General features: G+C 57.4%; 14 protein-coding genes. 4 read left to right on the top strand and 10 right to left on the bottom strand.

The genetic code is table 11. The features are described from left to right. Positions 1-115 precede the first annotated feature (115 nt). On the top strand, positions 116-679 hold the full coding sequence (locus GOQ28_RS05435; protein ID WP_236844243.1) for an AAA family ATPase: 564 nt from the start codon (positions 116-118) through the stop codon (positions 677-679). Between the two features lie 181 nt (positions 680-860). Continuing rightward, on the top strand, positions 861-2,333 hold the full coding sequence (locus GOQ28_RS05430) for an MFS transporter (protein WP_160355737.1): 1,473 nt from the start codon (positions 861-863) through the stop codon (positions 2,331-2,333). 108 nt (positions 2,334-2,441) lie between these two features. Here the strand turns inward: GOQ28_RS05430 and GOQ28_RS05425 are convergent, their stop codons facing one another. Next, positions 2,442-3,467 (bottom strand): linear amide C-N hydrolase, encoded by a 1,026-nt coding sequence (locus GOQ28_RS05425; RefSeq protein WP_160355736.1) that lies wholly within the window; start codon positions 3,465-3,467, stop codon positions 2,442-2,444. A gap of 274 nt (positions 3,468-3,741) precedes the next feature. On the opposite strand from GOQ28_RS05425, the gene GOQ28_RS05420 reads away from it, so the two are divergent. Further along, positions 3,742-4,398, top strand: a complete 657-nt coding sequence (locus GOQ28_RS05420) for a DedA family protein (protein ID WP_160355735.1) — start codon at positions 3,742-3,744, stop codon at positions 4,396-4,398. On the opposite strand, the gene hpxZ is transcribed toward GOQ28_RS05420, so the two are convergent. Both hpxZ and GOQ28_RS05410 read right to left on the bottom strand, forming a co-directional pair. Then, positions 4,386-4,760, bottom strand: a complete 375-nt coding sequence (hpxZ, locus tag GOQ28_RS05415) for an oxalurate catabolism protein HpxZ (RefSeq protein WP_160355734.1) — start codon at positions 4,758-4,760, stop codon at positions 4,386-4,388. The two genes, GOQ28_RS05420 and hpxZ, sit on opposite strands and share 13 nt — an antisense overlap. A 72-nt stretch (positions 4,761-4,832) precedes the next feature. Further along, on the bottom strand, positions 4,833-5,303 hold the full coding sequence (locus GOQ28_RS05410; protein ID WP_160351135.1) for a cupin domain-containing protein: 471 nt from the start codon (positions 5,301-5,303) through the stop codon (positions 4,833-4,835). A 263-nt stretch (positions 5,304-5,566) separates the two neighbouring features. Between GOQ28_RS05410 and GOQ28_RS05405 the strand changes: the two genes are divergently transcribed. Continuing rightward, on the top strand, positions 5,567-7,837 hold the full coding sequence (locus tag GOQ28_RS05405) for a bifunctional diguanylate cyclase/phosphodiesterase (RefSeq protein ID WP_442862081.1): 2,271 nt from the start codon (positions 5,567-5,569) through the stop codon (positions 7,835-7,837). A gap of 106 nt (positions 7,838-7,943) precedes the next feature. On the opposite strand, the gene GOQ28_RS05400 is transcribed toward GOQ28_RS05405, so the two are convergent. The 7 genes from GOQ28_RS05400 to GOQ28_RS05370 form a co-directional block, all read right to left on the bottom strand. Continuing rightward, the gene (locus GOQ28_RS05400) at positions 7,944-8,918 is read right to left on the bottom strand and encodes a Bug family tripartite tricarboxylate transporter substrate binding protein (protein ID WP_160355732.1); all 975 of its coding nucleotides are present in this window, start codon (positions 8,916-8,918) and stop codon (positions 7,944-7,946) included. A gap of 25 nt (positions 8,919-8,943) precedes the next feature. After that, entirely contained in the window at positions 8,944-9,609 is a 666-nt protein-coding gene (locus tag GOQ28_RS05395) for an RraA family protein (protein ID WP_336603743.1), read from the bottom strand. After that, positions 9,606-10,424, bottom strand: coding sequence for a carbon-nitrogen hydrolase family protein (locus tag GOQ28_RS05390; protein ID WP_006220099.1), 819 nt, complete (start codon positions 10,422-10,424; stop codon positions 9,606-9,608). The genes GOQ28_RS05395 and GOQ28_RS05390 overlap by 4 nt, the downstream gene beginning before the upstream one ends. Positions 10,425-10,436: 12 nt before the next feature. Continuing rightward, positions 10,437-11,354 (bottom strand): LysR family transcriptional regulator, encoded by a 918-nt coding sequence (locus GOQ28_RS05385; protein WP_160351133.1) that lies wholly within the window; start codon positions 11,352-11,354, stop codon positions 10,437-10,439. Next, a complete protein-coding gene (locus GOQ28_RS05380; protein ID WP_160351132.1) occupies positions 11,335-12,258 on the bottom strand; it encodes a TauD/TfdA family dioxygenase in 924 nt (307 codons plus the stop codon). Before GOQ28_RS05380 ends, GOQ28_RS05385 begins: the two co-directional genes overlap by 20 nt. A gap of 318 nt (positions 12,259-12,576) precedes the next feature. Further along, positions 12,577-14,967: an ankyrin repeat domain-containing protein gene (locus tag GOQ28_RS05375; protein WP_160355731.1), complete on the bottom strand. Its 2,391-nt coding sequence runs from the start codon at positions 14,965-14,967 to the stop codon at positions 12,577-12,579. Positions 14,968-15,113: 146 nt separating this feature from the next. Beyond that, a partial coding sequence (locus GOQ28_RS05370; RefSeq protein WP_160355730.1) for an autotransporter outer membrane beta-barrel domain-containing protein occupies positions 15,114-17,940 on the bottom strand: 2,827 nt, incomplete at its 5' end.

The raw sequence follows: 17,940 nt of genomic DNA, 5'->3' as shown, positions 1-17,940 counted from the left end.
GGTTTCTACTGTCTGTAAATAGTGTGTTGAGGGCTGTCGTTTTTGCGATGGCCCTTTTTACTGTGGTCGCACGACAACGTTTGAGAGGCGGTTATCGGCCGGATGAGGACACTCAATGCCTTCCGCAGTGCCACAATTTCCCTCTATGCCAATATTGAATGATTTAGGTCCTCGCATCTGCATTCTTGGGCCATCCAACAGCGGCAAGTCCACCCTGGCGGACGCGATTGCGCGCAAGCGCGGTCTGCCCGTCATTCATCTCGACCAGCTTTTTCACATCCCCTATAGTGATTGGGTTCCCCGGCCCGCACAGGAATTCCGTCAGTTACATGACGAGGCGATAATGCAGGAGCAGTGGGTGATGGACGGCAATTACACAAGTACTTTGGCCCAGCGTCTGTCCAGGGCAACCGGTTTTATTCTATTGGACGTACCAACATCGACTAGCCTATGGCGCTACTTGCGTCGTACTTGGTTCGAACGGAACAGGCGAGGCCGACTCGCTGGTGGGCGAGACACTGTCAAATGGCAGATGCTTCATCACATCGCCGTGGTTACTCCTCGAAATCGCCGCAGGTATGGCGACTTGTATGAGCGAGTTTCATTGCCAAAAATCAGATTAGCAACGACAAACGACTTAAATCATTTTTACGATGTCGAACAGCTTTCTCGTCACTAACGGCTGCAAAGGGTCGACAGCTGCATCGTGAACGCCGAGCTTATAAGAGCTCGAGGTGGCCAAGTTTCTTAGGATAAGTTGGCCGGTGTTACGACAGCAGTGTTTGAGGGGGGCGCTTTTGCGATGGCCCTTTTTTCGTTTAAGTAGTTTGAGTTTGTATATATTCTCCAAGGTTTTTCTCATGAAGTCACAAGCTCGCTGGTTGACACTCGCAGTGGTGTCAACCGCCTTGTTTCTAGTCGTCATCGACATGACGGTTCTCTATACCGCGTTGCCAAGTCTTGCCCAAGCTTTGCACACCACCGCATCAGAAAAGCTGTGGATTCTCAATGCTTATTCATTAGTCATGGCTGGGCTGATGCCGGCAATGGGTGCACTGGGTGACCGCTTAGGGCATCGGCGCGTATTTATCTTTGGCATGCTGATGTTTGGGCTGGCTTCATTGATAGCTGCCTTTGCGCCAAGTGCTAATGTGTTGATCGCAGCGCGCGCGTTACTTGCTGTTGGCGGCGCGGCCATGATGCCCTCAACGATTGCTATCGTCCGTACCACGTTTCAGGACCCAAAAGAACTGGCTTTTGCCATAGGTATTTGGGCTTCTGTTGCTTCAGGTGGAGCCGCTGTAGGGCCACTGCTAGGAGGCGCTTTGCTGGAACATTTTTGGTGGGGATCCGTGTTCCTCATCAATGTCCCAATCATTGCGGTTGGTACTGTTCTGGCTTGGTTTCTAGTACCTTATAAGGCAGGTGACCCCAGCATCCCCATCGACTTCCGCAGTTGCTGGCAAAGCATGCTCGGGATCATCGCTTTGGCGTGTGGCATTAAAGAATTTGCCAAGCCAGATAGCCATGCACTGTTAGCTTGCAGCACTTTGGTCTTAGGAGTTTTTACCCTGACCATCTTTGTTCGGCGCCAACTGAAACTGGAACGGCCTTTGATTGATTTCAAACTGCTTTCTGCTGCGCCGATAGCTACAGGAATCTTGATCGCACTTGTTGCGTCTATGACGCTCATTGGCTTTGAGTTAGTACTGAGCCAGCGTCTGCAGTTGGTCTTAGGTAAAACTCCATTGGAGGCAGGCGCATTTGTGCTTCCCATTTCTCTGGGCTCATTCATTGCAGGCCCGTTAGCTGGGACTCTGATTGGCCGGATAGGATCACCGCGTGTCATAGCCGCGGGGCTGGCTATGTGTGCAATGGGTATGGTGGGTTATCTAGTCTTTGGAGATTCAAACACCGTTTTCCCAATAGCGTTCCTGGCGCTTTGTGGTATCGGGATAGGCTCCAGCCTTACTGCCTCAAGCACGCTGGTAATGAGCAATGTTTCTGAGGAACGTGCAGGAATGGCGGGGTCGGTCGAAGGGGTTGCTTACGAGTTTGGGGGAGGATTCGGTGTGACCGTATTTGGTTCACTAATGACCGCTGTGTATGTGGCGGATGTCCGCAACAACGGGATTGATGCTATGGCCGGAAGTAGTCTTGACGAAGCGCTGGCCTACGCCATGAAGCACAACGAATCGCAGGCGATGCTGGCCCGCGCAATGCATGCATTTGAATCGTCCTTTACTGCCGTGAGCAGCATTGTGATTGCCACGCTTTTGGCGCTTTCAGTCTTTGTACTTGCTGTAAATCGCCGAGTGCTGAAAAACAGATAGGCCGCTTTGGGGCGGAAGCTGATTCGCCGCCAGCGTCTCGTTAATGGACGTGTTTTAGGTAAGGGCCGTCACCCATGGCGACGGCTAACCAACCAACAAGTCCTGTGCTCAGGCTTTCGCGGCAGCCCTGGCCTTGAGCTGCTTGAGCATGGTCAGATCCAGAAACTTCAGGCCGCTGGCGGGGGTGAACTTGTCGGTGACATCGCCGGCCAAGCCGCCTTCAACAGCCAGCTGGCTTCCCAGATCAATCTTGCTTTCGCCCGAGTCTGCAGCGAAATTCAGACCATCCAGATCCACCCAGATGATGTTCGGGCGGGTCGTAGACTCGAATACCAAACGACGTCGGGTTAGGTCGGCCACGGATTGCCAGATGGTCTGCGAAGCATCGGGTTTGCCAGGATCGGGCACTCTGAACGGCTGCGCCACGTTGCGCATCACGCTAAACATCGCGGCAATAGCCTCAACTTGGGATTTGGGCCGGGCGAGGCGGTTAACGTAATAAGCCGCTCGGGCAAATCTATCGGAAGCCAGCGTGCTGCCCGGCAATGACAAAGTGCCACCGAATCCTTGCACCTGCTTCAGCATTTCAAGTTGCTGATCGTAGGGTGGCGAGTTGGTCATTACCTGATGGTCAGGCGAATGATGAATCCTGAGCTCACCGTCGATGTACTCAAAAATCGCAGAGTCGCCACTGGCATCGTCGAGCGCCAGATGTATAGCCGGTACTTCCCCACTGGCGGGATCGACGAGTTGGAAAACTTGCGTGTGGTTTTCTTTTACCCAAGCTACGGCTTCCGCGACGTTCGCATAGTTATCAAGAAAATATTGCAGCCAAATGGCCTGGCTGAGGACGGGGCGCGAAGCGTCATACTCGCCATAGACCGATTCGGCCAACCACAGAATATGACCGGATAAACCTGCCTCGTTGAGGCCATCGACGGTCATCATGTCCAAGGCGGTAATGGCGACACTGCCATAACGTGCCGTCCAGCTCAGGGCACCGTTCACGCCGTCATCGCGCTTAATACCGCGCGGCAGTTTCCATAGGTTCGTTGCAAGGTCACGGTGATAATCCATGTTGCGGCCCACAAGCACCGCACCATTGGCGTCTCCCCAAAGTACTCGAGTACACATGCAAATCTTCCTTCAATCCAACCGATACCCTGTCCGGGGCGGATTATTAGAATAACGACAATACCACTACAGGCCGAGCAGTTTAAAAGAAAGATTCAAGCTATGACGATTTGGTGGAGTGAAGCGACAGATTCCGTCTTTTTCGAGGAATAACTGTCGCCGCGTCATTAGCTTAAGCCACCTTTTTATCGTTGATCCTGAAGTCTACGCGCCGTGACCGCTAGAAGTCTTCTGAATCCGCTATCCTAGGCTTTTGCGATTTTGGGAGTCTGGGTTGGAATATATATGGACCCTGGTGGACTTTATCCTGCACGTCGATCAACACCTGCAAGCCTTGATCGCCAACTACGGTGCCTGGGTGTACGCCTTGCTGTTTTTAATCGTGTTCGTGGAAACGGGCTTGGTGGTGATGCCCTTTCTGCCCGGCGATTCGCTGCTTTTTGTGGTCGGTACACTCGCCGGCGCGGGTCTTTTGGAGTTACCCGTCGCCATGGCGCTGTTGCTGGTGGCTGCCATTGCGGGTGACCAGGTGAACTACAGTCTCGGGCGCTACTTCGGACCGAAAGTATTCCGTTGGGAAGAATCGCGCTTTTTCAGCAAGACTGCGTTTAACCAAGCGCATGCGTACTACGAACGTTACGGTGGCATCACTATCCTGATCGCCCGCTTTATGCCTTTCATCCGTACCTTCGCGCCCTTTGTAGCCGGAATCTCCGAGATGTCGCGCAGCAAGTTTACTTTCTACAACGTGACTGGCGCTTTGCTATGGGTGGTCGGTTTGACCTTGTTGGGCTATTTCTTTGGCAACCTGCCATGGGTCAAAGAACATCTCAGCATCATTATCTGGTGCTTGATTATCGGTCCCGGTTTGCTGGCGCTGTTCGGTTTGTGGCGTGCTCGTAGACGGGAGGGCAAAGGTCAGGCCATCTGACTGACATGCGCGGCGCACACCCGCCACCCGTCGGGTGTGCGCACCCAAGTCTGACTCTGCCGTCCTGTCCCAGGGACCCCCGCGCGTTTGAATTCCATATTGCAGGTAGCGAAATCTCTGCCGTATGTTGTGATGACGCTTTTCATCACCTCGCGGTCGAGGCCCTTTGAGGGACGGGCCGCGCGAAACGCCTTGATCTGGTCATAGCCGTATAGATTCTCGCCGGCCCCGTAGCGCAGGGTGTGGGGACTGTTCCAGAACAATTCGTCGAGCACCGCGACATCATTACTCGTTAACGCTCGTTCATAGCGCTCGAATTGCTCGCGAACCTCGGCTATGACATCCGGCAGATTAATTTCCATCAATGTGACACCTTAGGCAGTCGGACTTGATTTCTGAGCTTTTATTCTAGCGAGGTCATATGCCCGGGGCTCTTAACGATCCGGAAACCCCGGCTCCAGAATGGTGATGGTGGGTTTGCCGGGAGGCAGGATGAAAGTGTCTATCAGCAGCGCGTCCTCAGTCCCCAGATTCGCTGCCGCCATCGGCACATTGGGCGGCATGTAATAGCAGGAGCCGGTGGGCCATTTGCGGGGGGCATGACCTTCCATGAACCCAGTAATCTCACCGGATAGAACGCAGGTGTGGCCCCCGAATTCATGTACATGGATAGCCACGCGCGTGCCGGCTTTGCGCACCCCCTTTTCAACGACTATGCGCTGGCCGTTTACATCTATCGTGTCGAGCATCTTCGTGGAGCCCACCAACCGCGCCATTTGGCCCGGCAGGGGTTCACCATTGATAGTAGTAATGGTTTGACTTGCGATAGGCTTTGTCGTGGGCGCGTGCGTTGCGCAGCCATGCAGAGTAGCAATACACGCCAATACCAAGGCCTGGGTCGTCATGCGTAACATCGGTTGTTCCCTTGAATGAATTTTTTCATAGGCTGGTATGTCTCGTAGACATCCAGCGCGTGCATGTTCTAGGACTCTGGACGGCGCGGTACGAACAGGCGCGACCAGACGTAAACGTCGCTGTCCATCCCTCACCCACAGAGTTGGCGATAAAGATAGCAGGAAATCGGTCCGGGCCCCCTGCTCCTGAGCACGGCAATTCGGAAATTATTTTGCGGGTCAGCTATAGTCTGTAACACCCGACTTCCGATCGAATCAGCGATGTCATTCGACCCCCCCCCCACAGTGACAACCTGGTTCCGAGCGGCCAAGAGCATCTGCGGCAGTTGTCCTCCATGGCGGATACCACTGATGCGGCAGTTCTTATTACCGACGCTCAGGGGCTGGTGGTTTATCACAACAGCGGATTCAGCCGAATGTTCGGATGGACGCTGGACGAGGTTCGTGGCCAACACGGCCCTACGTTGCTCGCCCGGCAGGCATCAGAAGAATTTTTTGCCAGCATCCGCAAGGCACTGCTCGCGGGACGTTCCGTTAAAGTCGATGAGCTAATTATCAGCAAAGAGGGGCGCCGCCACTGGTGCAATCTGGTTTGCAACCCGGTGACGGACCCGGAGGGTGAATGGCTGTACACCATATCGGTGCTGCTGGATATCACCCGAACCAAGATTTACGAGGTATTAAACAACCGCGTCCTCGAAGCCATGGCGCGCGATCTGCCGCTCATTGAAGTGCTGGAGATGGTTTGCGAGGAAGTCGAACAAATCGCGCCCGAAATCAGCGCCAGTATTTTGCAGGTCGATGATGAAGGCGTGCTTCATCCACTGGCCAGCCCCAGCTTGCCGTTTTCCTATTCCTCGCAACTCGATGGCGTGGTCATCGGTCCAAGTGTTGGTTCATGCGGGACCGCCGCGTGGCGTAAAGAGCCGGTGCTGGTCTTGGATATCGCGACCGACCCACTCTGGGCGGATTACAAGCATTTGATCCTTCCGCTGGGTTATCGGTCATGCTGGTCCACGCCCATAATGAATAAAGACAGCAAAGTGCTGGGCACGTTCGCGTTCTATTACCGCGAGAGCGGGCCGCATGTTGCCTCGGCGTTTCACCAACAGCTTGTGCAGGCTTGTATCTACCTGTGTGCATTGGCGATGGAGCGCGAACAAACCCGCTTGCGTATCCGTCACTTGGCCTACTATGACGCGCTCACGGGCTTGCCTAATCGCAGCCTGCTGCAGGCCAGCGCCGATCAGTTGCTGCAGCAACAGCACAGCGAGTCGCAAAGCGCCGCAGTGCTGTTTATCGATCTGGACCGCTTCAAGCATGTCAACGATTCGTTGGGGCACTCGGGAGGAGACGCGTTGTTATGTGCCGTAGCGGACCGCATAAAAGGTTTGCTGCGCCATGCAGGTATTGCCGGACGGCTATCGGGCGACGAATTCGTCATGGTGCTGCCTCATACGGATTGCGAGCACATTGGTCTGTTGATCGAACGCGTGCAATCGACCCTGACGCAGCCCTTGCATCTGAAAGACACGGCGGTTGACGTCTCCGCGAGCATCGGCGTGGCCGTCTATCCTCAGGATGGTCACGATATCGAGACGCTGATACATCGGGCCGACATGGCCATGTATCAGGCGAAAAAGGCCGGTCGCGGTCGCTTCAGTTTTTTCAGTAAGGAAATGAATTCGCTGGCCAAAGAGCGCCTGGGATTGGAACAGGCGCTACGGCAGGCTCTGGTAGGGGACGACGGGACATTACATCTGCATTACCAGCCTCAGGTCGACATCGTGACCGGCCGTCTGTATGGCGTGGAAGCCTTGGCCCGGTGGCGCCACCCTTTGCTCGGTGACATATCCCCAGAACGCTTCATTCCATTGGCCGAAGAAACGGGCTTGATCGGCATCTTGGGACACTGGGCAATGAAAACTGCCTGTGCGCAGATGCGGCAATGGCGGGAGGCCGGGCTGGAGGTTCCAACTGTCGCCGTGAACATGTCTCCCCTTAATTTCCATAACCTGCACCTGCCCGCCTTGGTTGCGGATACGCTTTCCTTGAATGCGTTGCCCCCATCGAGTCTGACCCTGGAACTGACCGAAAGCCTGCTGTTGGAAGCCAATCCGGCCGTCCTCAAGACCATTGAGACCTTGAACGAGTATGGTGTGAGATTGTCTCTGGACGACTTCGGCTCGGGCTATTCCAGCCTCAGTTATCTGCGCAGTCTGCCCATCAGTGAACTCAAACTGGACCAGTCATTCGTGGCCGACCTTGCCCATGACGCGGCGGAGCGAAACCTGAGTGCCGCCATTCTGGGCATCGGCGAAAGTCTCGGCCTGACCGTCATCGCGGAGGGAGTCGAGACCACGGTGCAACTGGAGACCTTACGCGAACAGGGCTATCCGGTGGTTCAAGGCTATTTGTTCTCCAAGCCGTTGTCGCCTACGGCGTTTGAACAATGGCTGCGTGCGTCCGATTTCTGTCGTCGGGCACCGCCTTATGACACTGGCGTATCGAACTCAGCGGCCTAACCCCGGATAGTCAATGCATTAAAGCGCGGTGTAAAAGAGCCATCGGTGCCGGTTCAAGCGCCTGCAACCCGGCTGCTCGTTGCAACCGGGCGCATGACGAGATGCGTTAGTTTTTGGCGCCGGAAATATCGACGACCTCTTTCCACTTTTGCGATTCGTCTTTGAGGAAAGCCGGGATCTCCGATTGGGGCATGTTCATCGGGACCAGACCGAAGCCCAACAGACGGCCCTGCATGTTTTTATCCTGCATGACCGCTGCGACCTCCGTTTCCAGGCGCTTTTTTACGTCGGCAGGCACGCCGGTAGGCGCCATGAGCAGGATCCAGCCTTGCATGCTGAAATCTTTCAAGCCTTGTTCGGCGAGGGTGGGCACGTCGGGCAGCGTGGGAATGCGTTGCGCAGAGGTCACTCCGATGGGTTTGACGCGCTTGCCGTCCAGGGCCGCACTGAAAACCGGTACGTTGTCGGACATGAAATTGACCTGACCACCGACGAGATCCGCCAGGCTTTGCATGCCTCCTTTGTAGGGGATATGTTGGCCCTGAATCCCGGCATCATGCAGGAACTTCGAGATCACCAGGTGAGGCGTCGTGCCGACTCCGGGGGTCCCATAGGTCAAGGGATTGCCGCTTTTTTTCGTCTGTTCGATTAGCCCGTTGATCGTGTCGTAGGGTTCGTCGGTACGCACCACCATGACTTGCGGCGCCCAGGCTACCGCGGCGATGGGCTCGAGATCTTTGAGCGGATCGTAGGTCATGGAATCTGGACGCAGCCACGGGCCGATCGACAGAGGGCCTGTCGATCCCATGGCCAAGGTGTAGCCGTCCGCGGGCTGTTTGGCGGCGAAACCCGTGCCGATCGTGCCGCCTGCACCGACTTTGTTCTCGACAATGACTGCCTGCCCTAAACGGGGCGCCAGAAGTTCGGCTAGCAAACGCATTGAGACATCGGAAGAGTTCCCAGGTGGGAATGGCACTACGATTTTGACCGGCCGTTCTGGCCATGCCGCGTGCGCGACGGTAGCCATTAAAGCCAGATAACCCGAGGCAATACCGGAGGCAATAAGCTTGCATAGTCTCATGCGTTTTCCCCTTGAAGAGTGCTTGTTAAGCTTGTTCTAAAACGTATTTGCTGGCGCCCGACAGGTCGCCGAGGCGCTCGCCGCCACGCATCCGTTCGCCGTTCGAGTTGCCGCGAGCTTGTTTTTCCAGCGCCATTCTGGACACGTCCGCGACTTCATCGGGCGGCAGCACGAGCACGCCGTTTTCATCTGCCAGGATGATGTCGCCGGGGTTGACGACCGCCCCGCCGCAGGCCACTGGTTTGTTCAGTTGGCCACCGATGTTGTAGATGCGCGTGGTGATGGGCGACACGCCGCGTGCCCATACGGGGAAGTTGTAGGCTTCGAGTTCGGATGGGTCGGTGCACATGCCGTCGATGATTGCACCGTGTGCGCCGGCGAGCACGGCGCCTAGCGCCACTCCGCCGCCCAGGCACGCGTGTTTCTGGTCGCCGAGGCGATCGATGACCAGAATGTCCCCCGGACGTAGCAGACTCAAGGCGTGATGCAGCAAGGTCGAGTCTTGTCCCGGCAGCGACAAGGTCACCGCAGTGCCGATGATCTTGCGCGAGTGGTTGATCGGCTTGATATCGGGGGCCATAAAGCCCCAGTGACGAAAGTGTCCGACCGTCGCGGTTTCGACTTCGGAAAGCAGGTCGACGTATTTCGAGTCCAGCGGGGCTGGCATAGGATTGAGATCGAACTTTTTCACTGCAGCACCTTGTGTTTAGCTAAGGGAATTTGTTTGCGAACTTGATTGATCAGCCCGGTGTCCAGGCGCGCGGTGACGAAGCCGTCGCCGTCGGAGCATTTGGCAATCACGTGGCCCCAGGGATCGACGATCATTGAGTGGCCGTAGGTGTATCGCGTCTCGCCATTCTGGGTGAACGGGCCGTGCGAGCCGCAGGCCACGACATAGGACTGCGTCTCGATGGCGCGAGCGCGGCATAGCACTTCCCAGTGATCCTTGCCGGTTTGCAGCGTGAATGCCGCAGGCAAAACAATGACATTGGCGCCCATGCCGGCCAGGCGTTGGAATAGCTCCGGAAACCGCAGGTCATAGCAGATCGCAAGGCCCAGACGGAAGTCACCTACGTCGACCGTGCTGACTTCCGAGCCTGCCGCGACGGCGTCAGATTCTCCATACCGAAGGCCGTCGGGCGTAAAGATGTCGAACATATGAATCTTGCGATAGCGCGCGATTTCTTTGCCATGCGGGTCGAAGACCACGGTGGTGTTGTACACGCGGTCTTCTCCGGGAACTTTTTCATAGAAGCTGCCGGAATGCACATAGATGCCGTATTCAGTGGCCATGCGTGCGCATAGCCGATAGGCGGGACCGTCGGCGTGCGCTTCGCCAGCCGCGACCTTGTCGGCTACGCTGCCGCCTGCCCAATCAAAGTGTTCGGGAAAGACGACCATGTCCGGCGCGTCTTGCATGACGGCGGCACGCGTCAGCCGCTCCGCCAGGGCGAGGTTGGCCGCCTTGTCGGAAACGGAGTTCATCTGGATTACGGATATTTTCATTAGAGGTTCTCTTTATTGCCACGCGATCCGCTTGTCGACGGATTCGCAATACGTTGCCGCGACATCGCGCGCCAGGGCGGCGACTGCTCTGGCCAGGCCTTGGCCTTGATCGCGCAGGAAGACGGCCTGGTAGTTCACCGAAACGAAGGGATGTTTAAGTTTGATCGGCACGAGTTCGCCCGTCGCAAGCTCGCGCAGGACGATGGCTTCCGGGACCGCTGCCACACCGATTCCCGAGGTGGCAAGCTGCAGATTGGTCGGAACGGCTTGAGAGACATGAATGATCTGAGGCCGGATGCCGCAGCCTTCAAAGTATCTGTCGAGCCTGGCCTGCGATCGGGTGCCGGGCGGATATCCGATGATGGGATATCTGGCGAGGTCCTCTGGCATGGCGTCGATCAAGTCGATGCCCAACTTCGGACTGGCCACGAAGATCATCGCGAAGGAACACAGCGGAACCAATTCGAAACGCTCATGCACGGCTTCATTGTCCGCGCCCAGCACGAGATCGACTCGCCCGATCTCCAGTTCCTTCAGCAATTTTTCGGTCAATTCGGTTTTGAGACTGATCGAGATGCCGGGGTAGCCTCTACGCAACGTGTCCACGAGCCCGGGAAGAATGGTCGGGATCAAGGTGCTCGTCATGCCGATGCGCAACGAGCCGGACAGTTTGCTCGAGTCCAGCATGCAAGCGCGCAGCGACTGGTGAGCGTTGACAATGCGCTGGGCATGCTCCAGGAACGTGAGCCCCGCGGAGGTCGGTTCGAAGCCGTCGCCTCCGCGAGTGAAAAGGCAAGCGCCAAGATCCTGCTCGAGGTTGGCGATTCGGCTGGAGACAGCGGCCTGGGTCAAGCAGAGCTTTTCCGCAGTCGCTTTGATGCTCTTTAGCTTCGCCAGCCAAAGTGCCGTTTCAAGAAATCGAATATTCATTTAGCATCGCCGACGATATGCCTGCGCTCGACCGTGCCATGATGGGGAGTTCCCCCTCCAGCGTGGTTCTGTGCATGGTCCTGACGTACTTCGTGTCGTCGAAGCCGGTCGCGCAGTGTTGGGTGCAGCGATTATCCCAAAGCACAGCGTCGCCAACGTTCCATTTATGCGTGTAAATGAACCGAGGTTGTTTGGCGAAGTCCTGGAGGAACTTGACCAATGCCTGCCCTTCTTCGGCAGGTAACCCCTCTACGTCGCAGGCCCAGCGACCGATGTAGAGCGAGGTGCGGCCGCTGACCGGGTGCTTGCGCGCCAACGGATGGTAGACATCCGGACGGGCGAGTTTCTCTTCGTCAGTGAGCGGCGCCATCAAGGGATAGTGGGTAGCGTGTAAGTCGATGCGGCTGTAACGCGCGCGCCGTCCGGCGATGAGTGTCTTGATACTCTCGGGCAATGCTTCGTACGCGGCATACATATCGACGAATAGCGTGTCGCCGCGCTCGGGCGGAACCTGCCGTGCGTAGAGAAAAGAGCCGGTATTGGGGATGGCTTTATCTTCGCCATCAGTGTGAAAGCCTTCGCCAGCGCGGCGCAGACCGGCGTCGCCTTCCGCATTGCCCGCAACCGGCTTGGATGGATCGGCCTTGCTGGCGTTCGAGACGACGAACACCTCGGGATAACCATCCAGGTTAAATTTCAGGGGCGTCATGATATGCAACTCGCCCAGACGCCGGCTGAACGCGATATGTTCGGCAGGCGTCATGTCCACGCCGCGGAAACATAGAATCGAATGATCCGTCCAGGCGCGCACGAGCTGACTCAGCTCATCGTCCGTCACTTTTAAGCCGGCCGGGCAGTCTGTGACTTCCGCGCCAAACCCTGTGCTATTGGGTGTTATCTTCACGATCGAACCTCCAGTAAGTGAGGACGATGATGAGATAAGCGGGATACCCTGACAACATTAAAATTTTTGGATTCGGCTTAACTTTTTTTGTAGAGCAATCACCCCCCGCGTGCCTGGCGGCTGTAGCAGTATGCGCGGCCTATCGCTGCACCAACGAAAGGCGCGGTCGTCACCAGAATGATGCGGTTGGGGTTCGAATGCCCCAACCTGACGCCTGTGCCCTTGTTCGGTGCGTAGGGTTGCTTTGGCAACTTCATCCACATAGCGCTACGTATGACCAGGATCGGGATTTCCCCGGCGACAATGAAGGCGCAAGATCTAGACACCCGGGGGTGCGCCAAGGAGAGTTGGATGTTTCCCCGAAGCGACAAGACGCTTTAGTGCGCCAGCATCCTCATTATTTCTGGCCAAGGTCTCTAACACTTCATCGGCGTCAAAACCGGCCATGTGCAGGAAACGCAACCGGCTATCCCTGATGTCGTCGGTTAGCGTTTTGTCCCGCAGCAAGCGCAATGCCACCTCCTTGCCTACCGATGGGTCTGCCTCGACAAGGCCTACTGCAGCCGCTTTATCCGATCGCTCCAATGCTTGCCACAAGGCCACGGACCTGTCCGCGCCAACTAGAAGCAGCCGCTCTCGGATTTCAGCCAGGTTATTGGCCGGGGCGAGATCTGGCTGGAACGTCAATCTAAGTGTCTGATGACGATCTACTCCCCAGGCCAATAATTTTCTCGCCGCCGCAACGCAACTACGCCGTAAGAGCCAGAACAACGCGCCAGGGCCGTCCGCCCCTGCAGTCAAGAGTTTCCGGGCAGCAGCCTCATCCATGCTGAGGGCGAAATGGACGAGCGCGTCTGCACCACTAGACAGGGCTGGAATTATCGTTGTGATGGACAGCTCGGGATCGTCCAGCGCTCGAATTAGCAACCGTGTCGTCAAATCCTCAGCGGTGTGTGACGACAATTCGGTTTGCGCCATTATTGCTGTTTTAAGAGCCACGGCGAACTCGATGTCATTTGCTTTCAAACACCGGATAAGCATCTCGAACGGGTCCATGCCCCCTCTGATCAAATGGTATATGCTGGAATGCAGCTCCGTTGTTGACATCCCTTTCATCACTGCGAGGGGATCTGTCTCCTGTTCGAGCAGCAGCGCGACGTCCAACACTTGTCCTTGCGACGCCGCTTCGGATAGCTGCTCATGTCTTTCGGTGTTTGACAGGCTCGCGTAGCGTTGGCGCTGCAGGTGGATTTCTTCCTCAAGCTGTACCCTGAGCGAGTCGGACAGAGGGGCAGCGTTCGCCCCTGCGATGAGCAACAGTTTCATCCGCTTCCGGCAGAGCTCTAAAAACTCCTTTTTTTGCGGAAAACGATCGGCCGCAGAGACTATAAGTAGGATGCCTTCGGCCCTACAACCTGCGCGAATCGCTGTTCTTAGGGCGCTTAGATGAAGGTTGCGCACGAAGGACCGAAGACCGTCGTCGTCATCGAGCAACTTCAGGCGAAGGAGAACGGATATGGCGTCTACGGCGCCGCTCTCGGCCAAACTTTGCCAAGATCTGAAGCGACCCGCCAGAGGCGCCAAGGCTTCCAAAGCGGCGAGATTGTTGTGACGAGCAAAATATAGTATCCCCGCTTCCGTGGGTCCTAAACGCAATGCCGATATCATGCGGCGAAACTTTTCGAGTGCATGGGTCGCATTTTTTTTCGCTAGTGTTATTAGCAGTGGGTCGTACTTCGCACCACTCTGGAGTAGATGTTGCAACTGCTGAGGGTCGTTGTTCAATGCCCACGAGAGCCGCGCTGTATCGTCCAATCCCAGCAAGACTAGCGTGGGCAAACTAAAAAATGTTTTGGTCTTAAGCGAGTAATCTAACGCTTGGGAAGCTGTCGCCCCCTGAGACAAGAGATATGTCACCGCTTTGCCTCTCGCAGCAACGTCCATGTCGAGCTGACTTAGGACCATTGCCAGTGCGGCCGAGGGGCTGCTGTGCGCGTCAGTCAGCACCTTTGCCGTGTCTTCATGGCCATGCGAAACGGCGTGGATGAGTGCGCTGGCGAGGGCGTCGCCATACTTGCCCGTATTCATCCATGCAAGGACTTCTTGCGCGAGACTTTTCTTAATCAGCACCTTATGTGTGAACTGCAGGGCGTCAGTTTTAACCAGCACTTTGATTGTGGCCGTGTACCCGTTTTTAGCGGCATGCTCGAGCGCTTTGAAGTCTTCGTCACGCGCGCCGGCTGTCATGAGTGTCCCGACCAGTCGGGGACGACCGGATTTTGCCGCGAGTAGTAATGCGTCGGACAGACCCTCTTGTACCCCTGCTTCGAGCAAAGCGGGAATCAATACCCAATCAGGGGTTTTGACCTGCACAGCATACATGAGAGGCGTGTGGCGGTCTGCGTCCCTGCTGCTTAGCAGCTGATTCACGGAATCGCGAGATAGTTCGGTGAGCAGATACAGTGCGATGGAATTGGCACCGCTTTTGATCGCCAGATGCAGACAATTTTGATCGCCATCGAAGCGATGCCCGGCAATGTTTACAGCGGGATCGGCTAACAGCGTTTTGAACGTCTCCAAGTCATCCGAGCTGATGGCGGCGATTAAAAGCGAATGAATATGCTGGTCGTCAGCGTTCGTGTCCGAGAAATCAAGCACTCCCGTTGTGCCGGAGGCCGACATCGCAAGCGCGCGATCAATGTGCGACATTAATAGTTCCTTAGCGTTGAGAATGATGGCGTATCGAAAACGCGTGCTGCGCGCTTGACACTGCCGTCAATCAGACAATGGCGTAAGGAAGTTTTTTCGGTGGATGGTTAAAAGCAGACTTGCAGAACCTGCCGTTTGCTGTCGTTCTAATATCGCCAGCTCGCTTTCAATGAACCTCCATGACTTTGCACACGGCTTGAATACAGCCCGTCATACTGCAGGCGCACATCGAACGCCTCGCCTCCGAATATCTGCATCCCGGCAGTGACTCGGCCGAAGCTGCGGCCTGACTCCAGCGTGGCCTTTGCCGCGCGGCTGCCGTCCGGGGCGGCTTCGAGCCGGGCGTAGCTGTCCCAGTGGTCTGTGCTGGTCAAACTCAGGCCGACGTGCAGATACGGTCGCAGCACGTGTTTGCCGTTCAGATCGACGCGACCGCCAATTTCGATGCCCGGAGTCAGTATCGCCGCCCATTTATCAGCGGATTCGTAGTGGAGATTCAACGCGCCGGCGCCCTGCTCGGAATACGAGGGCATTCGGGTGTAGATCAGATCCACGTCGACCATGGGCTTGATATAGGCTTGGTTCATCGCATGGGTGTACGCCACCCGTAATCGTTGCCCCAGCGAGAACACGTCGGGTGAGCTTTTCGCGCTGAGATCCCCGTGTGCGGTCGAAGAGATGCGTCGGCTGCTGTCGTAGCTGGCATAACTGCCGGTCAGCGTGCCCGCTATCGTCCAGGGGCCGGATTCATGTTTTAGCGTCGCCCCCAGGTAGGCGGTGTGACCGCTGAGCTTTTGGCGGCCGTCGTCGGCACGGATATGGCCGTTCTCGTATGCCGCCGACACGCCCACGAACCACTTTGACGCAAGCTGTTGCTGTACGCCAAGCTGATAGGTCACGCCGCTGGCATCGAACGATGACGTGCCATGGCTGCCGTCGACATGGGTGCTGCGGGTTGCGATGTTGCCCCACACGCAAGGCGACTCACTCAGTCGCAGGTCGGCGCTTTGGAACTGAGGGCAGCTTTGCATGGAGCTGGCAAAGCGTGCCATGTCCGCCTGTTTCAGCGCGGCGGGTGCCGCGGAAATGCCGGGTGCCAGGTTCGCCAAAGCGTCGTTGAAGCTCGAGGCACCCTGCCGGGCGGCCTGATCGAACCCCGCATAGAGTTCCGCCAAGCGCTCGTCGCTGCCGCGCGCCCAGATGTCCTGCAAGTGATCGCCCAGTTCGCGCAGATTGCTGCCGGCGCCATATTCGCGAGCCAGCGTATCGAAATGCGAGGCGCCCATCGCCACGGTGGCGTGGCCAGGGGCATACGTTGTGTTGTAGTCAAACAGCGGCGATGCGCCGCGCGGTGTACTGGCCGGATTGATCAACGTCGACTCCAAGAACACCACGGGCCGTTCAGGCATCAGGCGGCTGCTCTGGATGTTCAGCGTGCCGCCGAGCGTGGCCTGGCCATCGACTCGCAGCACGTCGGCTGTCTGATCGACGAAGTCGGCCCCAATTTGCAGCAGGCCGTTTGGGGTTTGATTGAAGTCGCCAGTGATATGGGTGCGCGCCGCGCCTCGGGACTGACCCACCAGAAATTGGCCGTGATTGTTGACCCGGCCATCGATGGTGTCTGCGTTGAGGACCTGACCATGATTTTCCAGTGTGCCCGGCCCGTTGCGTCCGTTCAGATACTGGTTGCCTTGCACGCTGCCGTGATTGGTGAAAACCACCGGTTGCAAAGCCGTGTTGTTGATGGCGGTCGGCGCCGATAGCGACGCGCCCGACGAGAGGGTGACCGTGTTGGATTGCGCGGTGCCGTCGATCCATACCCCGCCGCCCGTCGGGGCCGTCGCGGACACATCGCCGTTGATGAGAACGCTGACGGTATTGTTGTTGCTGATGTTGCCGTCGCTTTGAGCGAAGATCGCGTACGCGTTGTTGCCGCTCACGCTGAGTTTGCCATTTTGCCCGATCGAGACGTTGCCGGCCGTGCTGCCCCCGGCGCCCGCTGCGGTATGGTCGTAGGCCGAACCCGCATAGCTGCCCACGCTGTCGCCGGCCAGCCCGCCGCCATCGGCGATCGATTGGGCGATGATGCCGAATGCGCCATCGCCGGTGGTACTCAGCGTGCCGGTGTACTGCAGTACCACTTCGCCGCCGGTGCTCGCACCGCCACGCGGTTCCTTGAGCGGCGTGCCGTTCCATTGGGGCGTCAAAACGCCGTTTGCCGTATACCCGGCGATGCCGCCTCCACCGCCTATGGATTGCAATACGATGCCGTGCGAGCCCGTGCCGGTCGTCGCGATCACGGCCGGATTAGGCGAATTGGCCTGACTGCCGAAGTTGCCGATCGTGATGCTCAGCGTGTCGCCAGCCAGGCCCTGGCCCGTGGGACTGCCGCCGATGGCCACCTGGGCGACATTGCTTGCCGCGCCCGAGGCGACGATGCCGCCGCCGCCGCCGATGCTCTGTGCCACCAGACCGAATGCATGCTCGCCACTGGTATGCACGTTCAGCCAGGCTTCCACGCCGATCGGCCCGCCAGAACTGCTCGATACGGGTGACGCGATGCCGCTGTTGTAGGCCCCGCCGCCGCCGCCCAGAGTGAGGGTGAAATTCGGCGTAGCGCCACCGTCCGAAATGTCTAGCGAGGCCACACTGGCGGTGCCGCCTCCTCCGCCTATCGATTGCAGCACGATACCGTGCGAATTGAATCCGGCGGTGTTTACCGATAACACGCTGGCACTGCTGCCATTGCCCGTGGTGATCTGACCCCCGGAGCCCCCGTTGGGTGTGGCGCCGCTCGCGCCCAGCGTGACACTAGACGTGGAATTGCCGGACTGGGCCGTATTGGCTGACCCGTCGGCCCCCTGCCCGCCGCCTCCGCCGATGCTTTGCGCGAGCAGGCCATAGGCCACGTCCCCCGTGGTCGAGATCGCCCCCCGGTTCATGGTCCCATCGCCCTGTAGATCCAGATAGATG

Source organism: Bordetella sp. 02P26C-1 (genome assembly GCF_009763255.1).
Classification (GTDB): Bacteria; Pseudomonadota; Gammaproteobacteria; order Burkholderiales; family Burkholderiaceae_B; genus Bordetella_A.
The sequence above is the reverse complement of the archived record's forward strand: the minus strand, read 5'-3'. Positions and strand labels throughout refer to the sequence as shown.